Annotated in this window: 16 protein-coding genes; 13 read left to right on the forward strand and 3 right to left on the reverse strand. The window is 71.9% G+C overall.

What is annotated here, in order from left to right; all coding sequences use genetic code 11:
- Nucleotides 1–230 precede the first annotated feature (230 nt).
- On the forward strand, nucleotides 231–1,379 hold the full coding sequence (locus tag ACN6LB_RS23110; RefSeq protein ID WP_445027587.1) for a hypothetical protein: 1,149 nt from the start codon (nucleotides 231–233) through the stop codon (nucleotides 1,377–1,379).
- Between the two features lie 8 nt (nucleotides 1,380–1,387).
- A complete protein-coding gene (gene mycP, locus ACN6LB_RS23115) occupies nucleotides 1,388–2,548 on the forward strand; it encodes a type VII secretion-associated serine protease mycosin (RefSeq protein WP_445027614.1) in 1,161 nt (386 codons plus the stop codon).
- A 22-nt stretch (nucleotides 2,549–2,570) separates the two neighbouring features.
- Here the strand turns inward: mycP and ACN6LB_RS23120 are convergent, their stop codons facing one another.
- The gene (locus ACN6LB_RS23120; RefSeq protein WP_445027588.1) at nucleotides 2,571–3,551 is read right to left on the reverse strand and encodes a serine hydrolase; all 981 of its coding nucleotides are present in this window, start codon (nucleotides 3,549–3,551) and stop codon (nucleotides 2,571–2,573) included.
- 150 nt (nucleotides 3,552–3,701) lie between these two features.
- Here ACN6LB_RS23120 and ACN6LB_RS23125 point away from each other — a divergent pair, with 150 nt between their 5' ends.
- Nucleotides 3,702–4,433: an SseB family protein gene (locus ACN6LB_RS23125; RefSeq protein WP_445027589.1), complete on the forward strand. Its 732-nt coding sequence runs from the start codon at nucleotides 3,702–3,704 to the stop codon at nucleotides 4,431–4,433.
- Between the two features lie 31 nt (nucleotides 4,434–4,464).
- Here the strand turns inward: ACN6LB_RS23125 and ACN6LB_RS23130 are convergent, their stop codons facing one another.
- Entirely contained in the window at nucleotides 4,465–4,821 is a 357-nt protein-coding gene (locus ACN6LB_RS23130; RefSeq protein WP_356134805.1) for a DUF1844 domain-containing protein, read from the reverse strand.
- Nucleotides 4,822–5,178: 357 nt separating this feature from the next.
- On the opposite strand from ACN6LB_RS23130, the gene infC reads away from it, so the two are divergent.
- From infC to ACN6LB_RS23180, 10 genes are all read left to right on the forward strand, one after another.
- A complete protein-coding gene (gene infC / locus ACN6LB_RS23135; protein ID WP_445027590.1) occupies nucleotides 5,179–5,910 on the forward strand; it encodes a translation initiation factor IF-3 in 732 nt (243 codons plus the stop codon).
- 106 nt (nucleotides 5,911–6,016) lie between these two features.
- Nucleotides 6,017–6,211, forward strand: a complete 195-nt coding sequence (gene rpmI, locus ACN6LB_RS23140; protein WP_007829094.1) for a 50S ribosomal protein L35 — start codon at nucleotides 6,017–6,019, stop codon at nucleotides 6,209–6,211.
- Nucleotides 6,212–6,315: 104 nt separating this feature from the next.
- Nucleotides 6,316–6,699, forward strand: coding sequence for a 50S ribosomal protein L20 (gene rplT, locus ACN6LB_RS23145; RefSeq protein ID WP_003970214.1), 384 nt, complete (start codon nucleotides 6,316–6,318; stop codon nucleotides 6,697–6,699).
- Between the two features lie 117 nt (nucleotides 6,700–6,816).
- Entirely contained in the window at nucleotides 6,817–7,674 is an 858-nt protein-coding gene (locus ACN6LB_RS23150; RefSeq protein ID WP_356134801.1) for a TrmH family RNA methyltransferase, read from the forward strand.
- A 53-nt stretch (nucleotides 7,675–7,727) separates the two neighbouring features.
- Nucleotides 7,728–8,921, forward strand: a complete 1,194-nt coding sequence (locus ACN6LB_RS23155) for a sensor histidine kinase (protein ID WP_356134799.1) — start codon at nucleotides 7,728–7,730, stop codon at nucleotides 8,919–8,921.
- 146 nt (nucleotides 8,922–9,067) lie between these two features.
- Nucleotides 9,068–10,195 (forward strand): phenylalanine--tRNA ligase subunit alpha, encoded by a 1,128-nt coding sequence (pheS, locus tag ACN6LB_RS23160; RefSeq protein WP_356134797.1) that lies wholly within the window; start codon nucleotides 9,068–9,070, stop codon nucleotides 10,193–10,195.
- Nucleotides 10,195–12,702 (forward strand): phenylalanine--tRNA ligase subunit beta, encoded by a 2,508-nt coding sequence (gene pheT, locus ACN6LB_RS23165; RefSeq protein WP_356134795.1) that lies wholly within the window; start codon nucleotides 10,195–10,197, stop codon nucleotides 12,700–12,702. Before pheS ends, pheT begins: the two co-directional genes overlap by 1 nt.
- Nucleotides 12,703–13,138: 436 nt before the next feature.
- Nucleotides 13,139–14,164 (forward strand): PP2C family protein-serine/threonine phosphatase, encoded by a 1,026-nt coding sequence (locus tag ACN6LB_RS23170; RefSeq protein WP_445027615.1) that lies wholly within the window; start codon nucleotides 13,139–13,141, stop codon nucleotides 14,162–14,164.
- A 269-nt stretch (nucleotides 14,165–14,433) separates the two neighbouring features.
- Nucleotides 14,434–15,774, forward strand: coding sequence for a transcriptional regulator (locus tag ACN6LB_RS23175; RefSeq protein WP_356134793.1), 1,341 nt, complete (start codon nucleotides 14,434–14,436; stop codon nucleotides 15,772–15,774).
- 200 nt (nucleotides 15,775–15,974) lie between these two features.
- Nucleotides 15,975–16,520 (forward strand): NUDIX hydrolase, encoded by a 546-nt coding sequence (locus ACN6LB_RS23180; RefSeq protein ID WP_356134792.1) that lies wholly within the window; start codon nucleotides 15,975–15,977, stop codon nucleotides 16,518–16,520.
- 26 nt (nucleotides 16,521–16,546) lie between these two features.
- Here ACN6LB_RS23180 and ACN6LB_RS23185 read toward each other — a convergent pair whose 3' ends face one another.
- Complete coding sequence (locus ACN6LB_RS23185) at nucleotides 16,547–16,804, reverse strand: hypothetical protein (RefSeq protein WP_356134790.1); 258 nt, start codon at nucleotides 16,802–16,804, stop codon at nucleotides 16,547–16,549.
- Nucleotides 16,805–16,906 lie beyond the last annotated feature (102 nt).

Below are 16,906 nucleotides of genomic sequence, written 5' to 3' on the forward strand. Positions count from 1 at the left end.
CGGCGTCCGGCCAGGCGCAGCCGCGGCAGTACGGCTCCGGGGCGTCCTCCGGTTCGCCGGCCCGGCCCGACGCGGCCGCACCCCCGCGGCCCACCACGCCACCCACGCCGCGCTCGTCGACGCCTCCGCCGCCCGACACCCCTCCGTCGGCCGGAGGCGAGAGGCGGCCGTTCGGGAGCGTGCGGGAGCGCCGTGTCCCGACTCCGCCCCGGCCGGAGCGGAGCCCCTCCGTGGGCGACGCGTCGGCGCCGCCCCGCTCCGACGGGGCCACCGGCGACCGTGCGCAGCAAGGCACCGCGGCCCGGGTTTCGCGGCCGTTCCGCCTCTCGGACAGTGCTCCGCGACATCCCGAACCGCTCCCCGGCTCGACGCCGCCCCCGCCCCCGCCCCCGCCGGCGGCCTCGGCGCGGTTCCCGGACGCGCCGCCCGGGGAGTCCTGGACCGACCCGGCGACGCGGCCTGCCGCCGGCCCCGAGGAGACCCGCACCGAGACCACCGCACGGCTGCGCCCCCTCCGTCCCGAGCCTCCGGTGGAATCCCTCGGCGCCGGGCGCCCCTTCGTGTCGTTCGCCGAGCCCTACACAGAGCCGCACGACAGCGAGACCGTCGATCCGCGCCCCACCCGCAACCGAGCGCGCGTCGCGGCCGCCGCGGCCTGCATCGTGCTGGGACTCGGGCTCATCGGCGGTGCGGCGACCGGGAGTTGGCTGACCGGGGACGGCACGGACGAACCCGGTTCACGGGGCGCGTTCGCGGCGGCAGGGGAGCTGTGGCACAGCGTGCCCGTGGACCAGCTCTTCCCGCCCACCGTCCAGGGTGACGGTGCGGGCCCCGGCGGCGCCGACCGCACCTGGACCCGGATCGCCGTCGCGCCCGACAGCGGCTGCCAGGACGCCTTCGACCCGCTGCTGCGCAAGGCGCTGGCCCCGGTCGGCTGCCTGCGGCTGCTGCGCGCCACCTACACGGACGCGACCCGCAGTCATGTCACCACCGTCGGCCTGCTGTTCACCAAGGCCGACGCCGCGGCCATGACCTCGCTGAAGACCAGGTTCAAGGCGGAGGGCCTCGACCGGCGGACCGACCTCATGCCCCGCCCGTACGCCGCGAAAGGCACCGTCGCCGCGGACTTCGGCGACACCCAGCGCGGCTCCTGGACGGTGTCGGTCCTCACCGACGCCCCCGTCGTCGTCTACGCCGTCTCCGGCTTCGCCGACGGCCGCGCCGTCACCGCCCCGCAGCCCGCCGCGGACGCCATGCAGTCCGGCGCGACCACGGCCCCGGCGCAGGCCGGCCTCGGCCAGGAGGCGCAGGGCCTCGCCGACCGCGTCGAGCGAGGCTTCCGCAAGACCATCGTCTCGGCCACGGAGAAGCCGTCGTGAACGCCGTCATGACCCGCAGATCGGGAGTGCTCGGCATGCTGCTGGCCGCCTCCCTGGCCCTGGTGCCGTCCACCGCGGCCCACGCCGACGAGATACGCGCCCAGCAATGGGCCCTGGACGCGATGCACACCCAGCAGGCCTGGCGCACGACGAAGGGCGCGGGCATCACCGTCGCCGTGCTCGACACGGGCGTGGACGCCGAACACCCCGACCTCGCCGGCAACGTGCTCACCGGCACCGACATGGTCGGCTTCGGCGCCTCCCGCGGCGACCGCGCATGGGCCCGGCACGGCACCGCCATGGCGGGGATCATCGCCGGCCACGGACACGGCTACGGCAACGCCGACGGGGTCTTGGGCATCGCCCCCGAGGCCAAGATCCTCCCCGTCCGCGTCATCCTCGAAGACGGCGACACCAGCCGTACGAAGGCCCGCAACACCCGCGGCAACGCCCTCGCCGAGGGCATCCGCTGGGCCACCGACCACGGCGCCGACGTCATCAACCTCTCCCTCGGCGACGACTCCAAGTCCGCACACCCCGAGCCCGCCGAGGACGAAGCGGTCCAGTACGCCCTGAAGAAGGGCGCCGTCGTCGTCGCCTCGGCCGGCAACGGCGGCGAGAAGGGCGACCACATCTCCTACCCGGCGGCCTACCCGGGCGTGATCGCCGCCACCGCCGTCGACGAGAACGGCACCAAGGCGTCGTTCTCCACCCGCCGCTGGTACGCCACCGTCAGCGCCCCGGGCGTCGGCGTCGTGATCGCCGACCCCGACGACAAGTACTACGAGGGCTGGGGCACGAGCGCCGCGTCCGCCTTCGTCTCCGGCGCGGTCGCCCTCGTCAAGGCCGCCCACCCGGGTCTGAGCCCCGCCCAGATCAAGCAGCTCCTGGAGCACACGGCCCGCAACGCACCGAGCGGCGGCCGTGACGACGCGCGCGGCTACGGTTTCATCGACCCCGCCGCCGCCATCAAGGCCGCAGCCCGGCTCAAGCCGGACAGCCTGCACGCGGCCGCGTACAGCCGGAGGTACTTCGGCTCGGGCCCGAGCGTCCCCGAGAAGGACGACGGATCGTCCGGCTGGGCCGGCCCGCTCGCCGGCGGCCTCGGCGCGGTGCTGCTGGCCGCCGCGGTGGTGCTGTGGCGCGGCCGCCGGACCTCGGGCCGCTGAGCCCGGGAGACGCCCAGGCCCTTCAGCCGGTGCTCTCCGCCCTGTCCGCACTGTCGGAGAACGCCGACACCGCCGCCTTCGCCGCCGCCTCGACCAGTGAAATCCCCTTCGCCTGGGTCGAGTTGCCGTTCGAGAGTGTCGCCACGAGGTAGTCGTGCCCGTCGGCCGTGACCCTGCCGATGCTGTTGATGTCCCACAGCCCGGTCGTGCTGCGCGCCAGCCAGCCGTTCTTCAGCGCCCACGCGGAGCCGTCGGCCGCCGCCGAGACACCCCAGTGCTGATCGGCCTCGATCCCGCCCATGAGTCCCTGCAGATACGCCCGTGAGGTCTCGCTCAGCTCCGAGTCGTCACCGAACACCTGCTGCAGCAGCGCGAGTTGATCGGCCGCGTCGGTCTGGGTCAGCCCCCACAGCATGCCGGTGCCGCCCTCGGTGGCGGTCAGCCCGAAGCGCTTGTTCGCAGTCCCGAGGCCGTCGGCCTGCCCGATCGACTTCCACAGCGCGGACGCGGACGTGTTGTCGCTGTTCTCGATCATCGCGGTGGCGTACGCCTTCTCCTGCGCCGTCAGATGCCGGCCGGCGTCCTGCGCCTGGAGCAGCAGCGCGGCCAGGATGTCGACCTTGACGATGCTGGCGGTGTCGAACGTGCCGTCACCGTAGGAGGCGCTCTCGCCGGAGTCCACGTCGAGCACCGCGACCGACACCTCCGCGCCCGCCTCGACGGTCACGGACTTCATGGCCTTGGCGAGCAGTGCCGCCCGGTCCATCGAGGTCTCCACGACAGGTTCCACGGACGCCTCCTCGTTCACCGTGGCCGAAGCCGAGGGTGCCGTCGCCGACGCCGCCGACGATACGGCGCCCGAGCCGGTGTGCGCCTGCGCCTTCACGTACGCGGTCCCCGCCGCCGTGGCGCCGACGATCACGGCGGAGGCGAGAGCGCTGTAGACCAGCGGGCGGCGCCGGGAGGGCCGGGCAGGGCGGCGGTGAGCTCTGTGGGACTCCATGCCCGCGATGCTGGGCGACCGGCCTGTGCGCGCCGTTAGACGAATGTTAGATGTCTGTCAGGGAAAGCTGAGAAACCCGTGAGTTCTGTCAACGCCGGGTTTCCGGGGCCGCACAAGCGCAGCAGGATCCCCCCGATAGGGTCGGGGACCGTGGCGAACAAGAACATTCCCGACTCCGGCTTCCCCGACGACGACGGCTCCGCCGACCCCCGGCTGAGCGCGGCGCTCGCCGCCTGGGCCGAGGACCGCACCGCCGTCGGGCCGGTCCTGGAGGCGCTCAAGGGCGCCCGGCTCCTCGTACCCGTCGTGGCCGTACTCGGCGAGGTCGAGGAGGACGAGAACGGACTGCGCCACGAGAAGACCAGTGACATGGCGGTCCCGACGCTGAAGGCCGGCGACCGCACGGCCCTGCCCGCCTTCACGTCCACCGAGTCGCTGGCCCGCTGGGACCCCGCCGCCCGCCCCGTCGCCGTACCCCTGCACCAGGCCCTGCAGGCGGCGGTGCACGAGAAGGCCGACACGATCGTGCTCGACCTGTCCGGGCCGGTCCCCTACGAGCTGACCGGCGCCGCGCTGCGCGCCCTCGCCGAGGGGCGCACCACCGAGGACCCGCTCGCCGACCCGGCCGTGACCGACGCGGTGCGCGCCGCCGTCGCCGCAGAGCCCGCGGTGCTCCGCGCCCACCTCGGACCCGGCCAGGCCGACGGCATCCTCGCCCTCGTCCTGGACCCGTCCGCGGAGCCGGCCGACGCCGCCCGCGCGGTCGCCGGGCGTCTCGCGGCCGACGAGACACTCAGGGCCCGCCTGGTGCGCGGCCTCGACCTGGCACTGCTGCCGGCCGGGACGACGCCACCGGGCGAGCCCTTGTACGTACGTCGGTGAGAGCGGCCGCGGAGCAGCCGGGGACGGGGCTCTAGCCGTAGACCGGGCCCGTGTACTTCTCGCCCGGGCCCTGGCCCGGCTCGTCGGGGACGAACGACGCCTCGCGGAACGCCAGCTGCAGCGACTTCAGGCCGTCGCGCAGCGGGGCCGCGTGGAAGGAGCTGATCTCGGTCGCGCTCGCGTCGAGCAGCCCGGCGAGGGCGTGCACCAGCTTGCGCGCCTCGTCCAGGTCCTTGTGCTCGTCGCCCTCCTCGGTCAGGCCGAGCTTCACGGCGGCGGCGCTCATCAGGTTGACGGCGACCGTCACGATCACCTCGACCGCGGGGACCTCGGCGATGTCGCGGGCCATGGTGTCGAAGTCGGGCGTCTGGGGAGGGGTGTCACTCATGCGTCCCACGATAGGTCCCGGGGAGGGCCCGTCCCCAGTTGGCCTCGGTTAGCCGTTCCTGCCCCGAGCTGCTAACCTTGTGTAACGACCGGCCGGACACTGCTGTGCCCGGCCCGCAAGTGGAGGCTCCGATCTCCCACCTGACCATCCTCCGGGACGGCAGGTCATCCGGTCAGGCGGCCGCCATCGTTCCGTACGGACGATGGAGTCGCCCGAATGTGCGCCCCGCGGTTCACCGCGGCGGTGCTCCGGTATTCCTTGGAGCCCCGCCTGTGTCCCGTCCGGGGCATTTTTCATGCCCCGCGGTGGTTGGTCCAACTGTCATCAGAGACATACGCGGCTGTCCGCCAGACCGCCGTGTGGTGCAACCGAGGAGGATCCATCAGCACCGAGCCCCGCATCAACGACCGGATTCGCGTTCCCGAAGTGCGACTTGTCGGTCCCAGCGGCGAGCAGGTCGGGATTGTTCCGCTTGCCAAGGCCCTGGAGCTTGCGCAGGAGTACGACCTCGACCTGGTCGAGGTGGCGGCGAGTGCACGTCCGCCGGTCTGCAAGCTCATGGACTACGGCAAGTTCAAGTACGAGTCGGCCATGAAGGCCCGTGAGGCGCGCAAGAACCAGGCGCACACGGTCATCAAGGAAATGAAGCTCCGGCCGAAGATCGACCCGCACGACTACGACACCAAAAAGGGTCACGTCGTCCGGTTCCTCAAGCAGGGCGACAAGGTCAAGATCACGATCATGTTCCGTGGTCGCGAGCAGTCCCGGCCGGAGCTCGGCTACCGACTGCTGCAGCGACTCGCGACGGACGTCGAGGACCTCGGTTTCGTCGAGTCGAACCCGAAGCAGGACGGCCGGAACATGATCATGGTTCTCGGTCCGCACAAGAAGAAGACCGAGGCGATGGCCGAGGCCCGCGAGGCCCAGGCGGCTCGCAAGGCCGAGGCGAAGGCCAACCCGGGCAAGTCGCAGAACGCCGCCGACGGTGAGATCACGGACGAGGAGATCGCCGACCAGGAGATCGCCGACGCCGAGATCACCGAGGCCGAGGCCACAGAGGCCCCGGCCGAGGCTTCCGCCGAGGCCTGATCCCAGGGCGTATGCCCCGGGATGCCAACCGATACATATGACGTTCCACCGTGCCCGGTTTCACGACCGGGCACCGGAACGCCACTGACGAGGAGAGAACGGCGCTATGCCGAAGAACAAGTCGCACAGCGGTGCCAGCAAGCGCTTCAAGGTCACCGGCTCCGGCAAGGTGCTCCGTGAGCGCGCCGGCAAGCGCCACCTGCTCGAGCACAAGTCGTCCCGCCTGACGCGCCGCCTCACCGGCAACGCCGAGATGGCCCCGGGCGACGCCAAGAAGATCAAGAAGCTTCTCGGCAAGTGACGTACGGGCGCCTGATCTCTCAGAGCGCCGTACGCCAGGACCGGGACCCCATCGATTTCGGGCCGTGTGACGACAACCACGGCCCCGCTACAAGGAGTTAAAAAGTGGCACGCGTCAAGCGGGCAGTCAACGCCCACAAGAAGCGCCGGGCGATCCTCGAGGCGGCCTCCGGCTACCGCGGTCAGCGTTCGCGCCTGTACCGCAAGGCCAAGGAGCAGGTCACCCACTCGCTGGTCTACAACTACAACGACCGCAAGAAGCGCAAGGGCGACTTCCGTCAGCTGTGGATCCAGCGCATCAACGCTGCGGCCCGCCAGAACGGCATGACGTACAACCGCCTCATCCAGGGTCTGAAGGCCGCCAACATCGAGGTGGACCGCAAGATCCTCGCCGAGCTGGCCGTCAACGACGCCAACGCGTTCGCCGCGCTCGTCGAGGTCGCGCAGAAGGCCCTGCCGTCGGACGTGAACGCGCCCAAGGCTGCCTGACACCGCACCGGCTTCGAGCCGGACGTGATGTGAACCGGACCCGCAGGCCGTGAAGGCCTGCGGGTCCGTGTGCGTCCGGTGCCCCGTTCTCCACCCCGCAACCCCGAAGGTGCCCCCATGCCCGTCGCCCCCGAGTTGATCTCTTCGCGTTCGCCTCGTGTCGCTGCCGCGCGACGGCTGGCCAGGCGGAACTTCCGGGGGAAGGAGCGGCTGTTCCTCGCCGAGGGGCCGCAGGCCGTACGGGAGGCCGTGGCGCATCGGGGCGGCGAGGCGGGCACCCTCGTCGAGCTCTTCGCGACCGTCGAGGCCGCCGAGCGGTACGCCGACATCGTGGGCGACGCCCGGGCCGCCGGGGCGCGCGTGCACCTCGCCGACGACGAGGTGATCGCCGACATCTCGACGACCGTCACCCCGCAGGGGCTGGTCGGGGTCTGCCGCTTCCTGGACACCCCCTTCGAGGAGATCCTCCGGGCGCGGCCGAGGCTCGTCGCCGTACTCGCGCACGTACGCGACCCGGGCAACGCCGGGACCGTGCTGCGGTGCGCGGACGCGGCCGGCGCCGAGGCCGTCGTACTGACCGACGCCTCCGTGGACCTGTACAACCCCAAGGCCGTGCGCGCCTCCGTCGGATCCCTCTTCCATCTGCCCGTCGCCGTCGGCGTTCCCGTGGAGCGGGCCGTCGAGGGGCTGAAGGAGGCCGGGGTGCGCATTCTCGCCGCCGACGGGGCGGGGGAGGACGACCTCGACGACGAGCTGGACCACGGGACCATGGGCGGGCCCACCGCCTGGGTGTTCGGCAACGAGGCGTGGGGGCTCCCGGAGGAGACCCGCGCGCTGGCGGACGCCGTGGTGCGGGTGCCGATCCACGGAAGGGCCGAGAGTCTGAACCTCGCGACGGCCGCAGCCGTATGTCTCTACGCGTCCGCCCGTGCACAGCGCGCCTCCGGAGGGTGCCGTTCCGTCACCGAGAGCTAGTAGGGTGACGGGCTCGGGGGCCCTCTGCGCCAGACGAGAGGTGGGGTACGGGGATGAGTGTCGGCACGAGCGGTGCCAAGAAGGCGCTGCGAGCACGGGAGGCACACAGCACGCCCGCGTCCCGGCGCGATGACCCCGCCGACTCCGAGACCGGCCCCGGAACGGCCTTCGCGGCCGACCTCGCAGCGGAGCTGGGCATCGACCCCGACGACCTGCCCGACGGGCTCGTCGTCGCCGACGAGCACGGCCGGGTGATCTGCTTCAACGCCGCGGCCGCCCGGATCACCGCCGTCCCCGCCGCCGACGCCCTCGGCCGGCCCCTTGAGTGGGCCCTTCCGTTGGAGGACCTGGAGGGGCGACGCTGGTGGCAGCTGACGGACCCCTACGGAGGCCTCGCCATCCGCATCGGGCAGCCCGAGCGCAATCTGCTGCTGCCGGGCGGCCGGGAAGTGCTCGTCTCCGCGCGCTACGTCCGCACCCGCCCCACCGGCCCCGTCCGCCGCATCGTCGTCTCCCTGCGTGACACCGAGGCCCGCCGCCGCACCGAGCGCAGCCACGCCGAGCTGATAGCCACCGTCGCCCATGAACTGCGCTCGCCGCTCACCTCCGTCAAGGGCTTCACCGCGACCCTCCTCGCGAAATGGGAGCGGTTCACCGACGACCAGAAGAAGCTGATGCTGGAGACGGTGGACGCCGACGCCGACCGCGTCACCCGGCTCATCGCCGAGCTGCTCGACATCTCCCGCATCGACTCCGGGCGCCTCGAAGTGCGCCGCCAGCCCGTCGACATCGGGGCCGCCGTCGGCCGCCACATCCAGGCGTACGTCGCCGCGGGCCAGCCCGCCGACCGCTTCCTGCTCCGCGTCGAGCAGCCGCTGCCCGACCTGTGGGCCGACCCCGACAAGGTCGACCAGGTACTCAGCAACCTGCTCGAAAACGCGGTGCGCCACGGCGAGGGAACCGTCACGATTGACGTCACGCCCTCGGCGTCCCCCCGCGAAGGGGAGGACGTCAGCACGTCGGTCACCGTGAGCGACGAGGGCAGCGGCATCCCGGAGGAGTCCATGAACCGCGTCTTCACCCGCTTCTGGCGGGGCAGCAAACGCGGCGGCACGGGCCTCGGGCTGTACATCGTCAAGGGCATCGTCGAAGCCCACGGCGGCACCATCACGGTCGGCCGCGCCCCCGGCGGCGGCGCCGAGTTCCGATTTACGTTGCCCGTGAGCACCCCGGCGTATCTGCAGTAACGCCGAGCGGAGCCCCACGGGCGCATACGCATCCCCCACCCCCGTTAGACTCGGCCTTTGGCACCTTTGCGTCCCCGTTCAGGGACGATGCGTCCCCCGAGTCGGGACGGGGACCCTCAGCCAGCCAACCGGAAGCACGGGAAGAGATGTCGGCACCGAATAAGTCGTACGACCCTGTAGAGGTCGAGGCCCTGAAACCGGAAGAGATCGAGCGCATGCGGGACGAGGCGCTCGCCGCCTTCGCGGCCGCCGGTGACCTCGACGCGCTCCAGGAGGCGAAGGTCGCGCACACCGGCGGCACCTCGCCGCTGGCCCTCGCCAACCGCGAGATCGGCGCCCTGCCCCCGCACGCCAAGGCCGCCGCCGGCAAGCTCGTCGGCCAGGCCCGCGGCGCCGTCAACAAGGCCCTCACCGGCCGTCAGACGGAGCTGGAGGCGGAGCGCGACGCCCGTGTGCTGGTCGAGGAGGCAGTCGACGTCACGCTGCCCTACGACCGCGTACCGGCCGGCGCACGCCACCCGCTGACCACCATGATGGAGCGGGTCGCCGACGTCTTCGTGTCCATGGGATACGAGATCGCCGAGGGCCCCGAGGTCGAGGCCGAGTGGTTCAACTTCGACGCCCTCAACTTCACGCCCGACCACCCGGCCCGGCAGATGCAGGACACCTTCTTCGTCCAGGGCCCCAAGGGCGCGCAGGGCGACGAGTCCGGTGTCGTGCTGCGCACCCACACCTCTCCGGTGCAGGCCCGCGCCATGCTCGACCGTGAGCCGCCCGTCTACATCGTGTGCCCCGGCCGCGTGTACCGCACGGACGAGCTGGACGCCACGCACACCCCGGTCTTCCACCAGATCGAGCTCCTCGCCATCGACGAGGGCCTGACCATGGCCGACCTGAAGGGCACCCTGGATCACATGGTCCAGTCGCTCTTCGGCGCGGACATGAAGACCCGGCTGCGCCCCAACTACTTCCCCTTCACCGAGCCGTCCGCCGAGATGGACATGCTCTGCTACGTCTGCAAGGGCGAGTCCGTCGGCAACCCCGACCGCCCCTGCCGTACGTGCTCCAGCGAGGGCTGGATCGAGCTCGGCGGCTGCGGCATGGTCAACCCGCGCGTCCTGGTCGCCTGCGGTGTGGACCCGGAGAAGTACAGCGGATTCGCCTTCGGGTTCGGCATCGAGCGGATGCTGATGTTCCGCCACAACGTCGAAGACATGCGAGACATGGTCGAGGGTGACGTCCGGTTCACCCGGCCGTTCGGGATGGAGATCTGATGCGGGTCCCGCTTTCCTGGCTGCGGGAGTACGTCGATCTCCCCGCCACCGAGACCGGCCGCGATGTGCAGGCCAAGCTCGTTTCCGCCGGCCTCGAGGTCGAGAGGGTCGAGCAGCTCGGCGCCGACCTCAAGGGCCCCCTCGCCGTCGGCCAGGTGCTGACGATCGAGGAACTGGAGGGCTTCAAGAAGCCGATCCGCTTCTGCACCGTCGACGTCGGCCAGGCCAACGGCACCGGCGAGCCCCAGGAGATCGTCTGCGGCGCCCGCAACTTCGCCGTCGGCGACAAGGTCGTCGTGGTCCTGCCCGGCGCCGTGCTGCCCGGCAACTTCGCGATCGCCGCGCGCAAGACGTACGGCAGGACGTCGCACGGCATGATCTGCTCCGGCGACGAGCTGGGCATGGGCGACGACGGCTCGCACGGCATCATCGTGCTCCCGCCGGAGTACGAGGTCGGCACCGACGCGATCGAGCTGCTCGAACTCGTCGACGAGGTCCTCGACATCGCGGTGACCCCCGACCGCGGCTACTGCCTCTCGCTGCGCGGCATCGCCCGCGAGGCCGCCATCGCCTACGGTCTGCCGCTGCGCGACCCGGCGCTGCTCGACGTACCGGCCCCGAACGCCTTCGGCTACCCGGTGCAGATCTCCGAGCCGGCCGGCTGCGACCGCTTCACCGCCCGCACGGTGACCGGCCTCGACCCCGAGGCCCGCTCCCCGCTCTGGCTGCAGCGCCGCCTCCAGAAGGCCGGCATGCGCCCGATCTCGCTCGCCGTCGACATCACCAACTACGTGATGCTGGAGCTCGGTCAGCCGCTGCACGCGTACGACCGCACCCGCGTCCAGGGCGCGATCGGCGTGCGCCGAGCCGAGCAGGGCGAGCAGCTCACCACCCTCGACGGCGCCAAGCGCACGCTGGACGCCGAGGACCTGGTGATCACCGACGACCGCGGTCCCATCGGCCTCGCGGGCGTCATGGGCGGCGCCAACACCGAGATCGACGACACCGAGGGCACCACCACCGAGGTCGTCATCGAGGCCGCGCACTTCGACGCGATCTCCATCGCGCGCACCGCTCGCCGTCACAAACTGGCCTCCGAGGCGTCCAAGCGCTTCGAGCGCGGCGTCGACCCGCTCGCCGCGGCGGCCGCCGCCCAGCGCACGGTCGACCTGCTCGTGCTCCTCGCGGGCGGCACCGCCGACGCCGGCGTCACCGAGGTCATCGCGCCCTCCGCGCCGCGCACCATCGCCATCCCGGCCAACCACCCGGACCGGGTCGCGGGCGTCGACTACGGCCGCGAGACCGTCGTACGCCGTCTCCAGCAGGTCGGCTGCGACGTCTACGGACAGGACGAGCTGATCGTCACCGTCCCGTCGTGGCGGCCCGACCTCACCGACCCGAACGACCTGGCGGAGGAGGTCATCCGCCTTGAGGGCTACGAGAACCTGCCCTCCACGCTGCCCAAGCCCCCCGCGGGTCTGGGCCTGACCGACCGGCAGCGGCTGCACCGCCGGGTCGGCCGGGTGCTGGCCGGCGCCGGATACGTCGAGGCGCCGAACTACCCGTTCCTCGGCGAGCACGTCTTCGACCAGCTCGGCCTGGCCGCCGACGACCCGAAGCGCAAGGTCGTCAGGCTGGTCAACCCGCTCTCCGACGAGGAGCCCGCTCTTCGTACGGCGCTGCTGCCGGGCCTGCTCGGCGCGCTGCGCCGCAACGACGGCCGCGGCTCGCACGACCTCGCGCTGTTCGAGACGGGCCTGGTCTTCCACCCGCAGGAGGAGCTGCGCGTCGCGGGCCGTCTGCCCGTCGACCGCCGCCCCACCGACGAGGAGATCGCGTCCCTCACGGCCGCGCTCCCCCTCCAGCCCCGGCACGCAGCCGTCGTCCTCGCGGGCGCCCGCGAGCAGACCGGCTGGTGGGGCCCGGGGCGTCCGGCCGACTGGGCCGACACGATCGAGGCCGCGCGCTCGCTGGCCCGCGAGGCGGGGACCGAACTCCTCGTCCGCACCGGTCAGTACGGGCCGTGGCACCCGGGCCGCTGCGCCGAGCTCGCCGTCGTCATCGACGGTGCGGAGCAGGTCGTCGGGCACGCCGGCGAGCTGCACCCCGGTGTCCTGAAGACCCTGGGCCTGCCCGCGCGCACCTGTGCGATGGAGCTGAACCTCGACGCGCTGGAGCAGGCGAGCGCCGGTGTCCCGAGGGGCCCGAAGATCTCGACGTTCCCGGTCGCCACGCAGGACGTCGCGCTGGTCGTCGACCGGTTCGTGCCGCACACGGACGTGGAGGCCGCGCTGCGCGAGGGCGCGGGTGAACTCCTGGAGTCCATCCGCCTGTTCGACGTCTACGAGAACAGCGAGCACCTCGGCGAGGGCAGGAAGTCGCTGGCCTACGCGCTGCGATTCCGCGCCGCCGACCGCACGCTGACCGTCGACGAGGCCTCCGCGGCGCGTGACGCGGCGGTCGCCCTGGCGGCCGACCGCACCGGGGCGGTGCTGCGCGGCGCGTGAGCACCGCATGAGCACGGAGAGGTACTGAGGGGCACGTCCGGACCACCGGATGTGCCCCTCACTCGTTCGGGTGACAAGTCCGGGTGATCTGGTCCGAACGGGGCATGCGGTCGACAGAATCGGACCGGCCTCGCGGAGGCCGTCTGCGCTGTCAGGGCCTATTGGGGGGCCAATCGGCATGATCCGTAACAAGGCTGGGGCTCCTTGCACGGCGACGCCCCGGACGAACTCGCGGGCGCTGTCCCGCGCGGGCCGGACGGCGCGGGGCCGGGCGGACGACCTGCGGGCCGGACTCGCCCGGGCGCTCCGCAGAGGCAGAGGCAGGGGCGGCACCAGAGCCGGGCCGCCGCGAAGGATCCGGGAGGGCGGCCCGAAAGCCGGCCCCGACCCGATCGTCCGACGGGGCCGCCGACAGCCCCTGCGCCGGGTGCTGAGCCTGGCATTGCCCACCGTCTGGGGGGCGATCGCGATCACGTACAAAATGGTCTGCCCGCTCGCCCAGCAGAACGGTCTCGGCGCCCGGATCGTCACCAGTGCCGTCTTCTTCGCCGTCGGCAGCGGGCTGATACTCCATGTCAGACGGGCACTGCTGCGCGAACTCCAACAGATCCGCAAGATCGCGGGCGCCGCGCAGAACGTTCTGCTGCGGCCGCTGCCGCCCCGTATCGACGGACTGAACATCGCCGCGGTACAGCACTCCGCGGACCACGGCGCGATCGTCGGCGGCGATCTGTACGAGGTGATCGCCACCGAGCACGGCGTACGCGTCGTCATGGGGGATGTGCGCGGACATGGTCTCGCCGCCATCGGCACCGTCGCCGCCGTCCTCGGCAGCTTCCGCGAGGCCGTGCACGACGAACCCGAACTCGGCTGTGTGCTGCGTCGGCTGGAGCGGGCGCTGGCCCGGCATCTGCGCGAGCGGGCCCGCGCCGAGCACCCCTCCGCGACCGGGCTGGACCCGGAGAGCCCGGTCGCCGAGGAGTTCGTCACGCTGCTCCTGCTGGAGATCCGCCGCGACGACGAGATGTACGTCATCAACTGCGGGCATCCCTGGCCGTATCTGCTGCGCAGCGGGCTCGCAGCGGTGGGCGCACGCGGTCATGCCGAGCGGCTGTCGTCGGAGGAACCGCTGCCCCCGCTGGGCTCGTTCCCGCTGCCGGCCGAGCTGCCCGTCGAGCCGTGCGGCCAACTGCTGCCCGGCGAGGCGCTGTTCCTGCACACCGACGGCGTCGAGGACGCGCGCGACAGCCGTGGCCGGTTCTTCCCGCTGTACGACGCGCTCACCGAAGCCGTCCAAATCCAGCCCGTCTCACCCCGGTCCGTGCTGCGGACCGTCTTCGCCGGGCTGCTGCGCCACAGCCGAGGCAGGCCCGCCGACGACGTGGCACTGCTCGTACTGCGCAACGACCGCCGGCGCGTGCCCGTGCAGCACGGCACGGCCGTCGCCCAGCGCGTCACATGACCCGGCCCGCCGTCGTGACCGGCGGCGGGCGCCGTCCGCCCCGCCACGGAGTGTCGGGCAGGCAGCTGGGCGGACGGCGCGGAGACGGGCCGCCGCACTGTACGAGGGGGAGCCGGCGGCCCGGCCGGCCTCTTGCGAGGCATTTCAGTCAACCGGCCCGAAACGCTCTGCAACAGCGCGCGTACTGCCCGTTCACGAGCATTCGCTTCACACCCCGTGTGAAGGCGAACGCACTAATCTGACGGCACCGAGCCACCCGGGGGGCCTCCATGCAGCCCAACACTCTGCTCGACGCGATTCTCGACGAGGCGGGCATCTCGCACGCGGGACTCGCCGCCCATGTCAACCAGGCGGGACGCGCCCGCGGCCTCGCGCTGCGCTACGAACACACGGCTGTGGCGCGGTGGTTGAAGGGGCAGCGCCCGCGTGGCCAGGTGCCCGACCTGATCTGCGAAGTGCTCGCCGTGCGGCTGCACCGGCCCGTCACCCTCGACGACATCGGCCTCGGTGTGCCCGGCGAACCGTCCGCCCCGCACGGCACCACCCTCTCCGGTTTCGTCGAGCGCGCCACCGCCCTGTGGCGCTCCGACGAACAGCAGCGCCCGCACATCCTCGGCGCCCCAGCCGTCACCGGGACCCCCGCCGTGATGCCCGTGTGGGAGTGGGAGAACCCGCCCGAAGACGTGGACGTCTCGCGCGGCGGCCGGCACCGCGTCAGCATGGCCGACATCGAGATGCTGCGCTCGGCCCGCGCCCACTACGAGCAGATGTACCGCAAGGCGGGCGGTGTGGCCACGCGCACCCGGATCGTCGGTTTCCTCAACTCCGAGACGGCGCCCCTGCTGCGCGGCAGCTACACCGACGCCACCGGCCGCCAGCTCCACCGCGCGACCGGCGGCCTGGTCGCCATAGCGGGCATCTGCGCCTACGACTCCGACGCACACGGACTCGCCCAGCGCTACTTCCACCAGGCCCTGCGCCTGGCGAAGGCCAGCGGGGACAGAGGCCTCGGCGCCTATGTGATAGCCCTGCTCGTCAACCAGTCGCTGTTCATGCGCGAGTACCGGCAGGCGGTGGCGTTCGCGGAGGCCGCGCTGCGCGCCGCCGGGCGGCACATCACACCGGCGCTCGCCTCGGACCTGTACGCGATGCAGGCCAAGGCGTACGCCCACCTCGGCGACGGCAGCAGCGCGCTGTCCTGCATCCGGCGTGCCGAACAGGCCGCCGAGCGCATCCGGCGCGGGTACGAGCCGGACGAGACCGGCTATGTCCAGCCCGGTCTGGTCAACGTCCAGGTGGCGGAGGCGCTGCTCAGCCTCGGTGACCTGGTGGCTGCCGGGGAGCACGCGGTGGCCGCCGTGGGCAATCCGGCGCACGACCGGGGGCGGGTGCACCGGCTCGCGATGCTCAGCCAGATCGAACTGCGCCAGGGCAACGCCGACAAGGCGGTGGCCACAGCGGTCCAAATGGCCGAACAGGCGCGGGGGATGGAGTCCCAGCGCCTGCGCGACAGACTGCGCGCGGTACGCGAACACCTGGTGCGCAGCGGCTGTGCGGGCACGGCCGAGGCCGCCGAACTCATCGACGGGGCACTGCGCGTACCGCTGTAGCAAGACCCCCCGGCGAACTGCGGAAACGATCCGCGGGGCCGCCCGGAGGAGAACGCCCCACCCTGTGCCAGGGGGAGACCGCGCCCACGCCCGCGCGGACACTGCGCCTACCGCTGCGCTGCGAGCGGCCTGCTGTGAGCCTGCTGTCAGGGTGCTCCTGCTGCGATATTGCCATCTACTCGGCGGAAGGTGGCAGAACCGTGCAGTGGACGAAACAGAACGAACAAACTGTGTACGCAAACCGCTGGTTCAGCGTCAATCTCGCAGATGTCGAGCTGCCGGACGGTCGGCACCTCGATCACTTCTTGATACGGCTGCGGCCCGTCGCCGTGGCCACGGTGGTGAACGAGGCCAATGAGGTGCTCCTCCTGTGGCGGCACCGCTTCATCACCGACAGCTGGGGGTGGGAACTCGCGGCGGGCGTCGTCGAGGACGGCGAGGACATCGCCGTGGCGGCGGCCCGCGAACTGGAGGAGGAGACCGGCTGGCGACCGGGACCTCTGCGCCATCTGATGAGCGTCGAGCCCTCCAACGGGCTCACCGACGCCCGGCACCACATCTTCTGGGCCGATGAGGGCACCTATGTCGGCCACCCCGTGGACGACTTCGAATCGGACCGCAGGGAATGGGTCCCCCTCAAGCTCGTCCCCGACATGGTCGCCCGCGGCGAGGTCCCGGCCGCCAACATGGCGGCCGCACTGCTTCTCCTGCACCATCTCAGGCTCGGGCAGGACGCGTTGCCCTGATCCATCCCCCCACAGCGTCCTGAAACCTAATGGCCCAGAGCCTGCCAGACCGCCACGGCCAGCGCGCCCACGGCCGCGACGGCCGCAAGAGTGGGCAGGGGCCATCGGGTGTGTTCGAGAGCGACGAGCCGTGAGCTCAGATCGTCAAGATCCTTGGCGGTCTGGTCGTCGCGCTGAGTGAGCAGAGCCAGCCCGCCCTCGATGCGGGTGAGACCCACTTCGAGGCACCGGCGTAACTCTGCGAGTTCTCCTGGGACCACGGGATGCTCGGGGTCGGCGGTCACGTGTCCGCTCCTTTCCGTAGTCGTCACATCCCTTGCATGCGCACGGAAAGTCAACTCGCCTGGTGGACACGTGGGGAGCGTGTGCGACGGGCATATGCGAGC

The organism is Streptomyces sp. SAS_270, assembly GCF_052543295.1.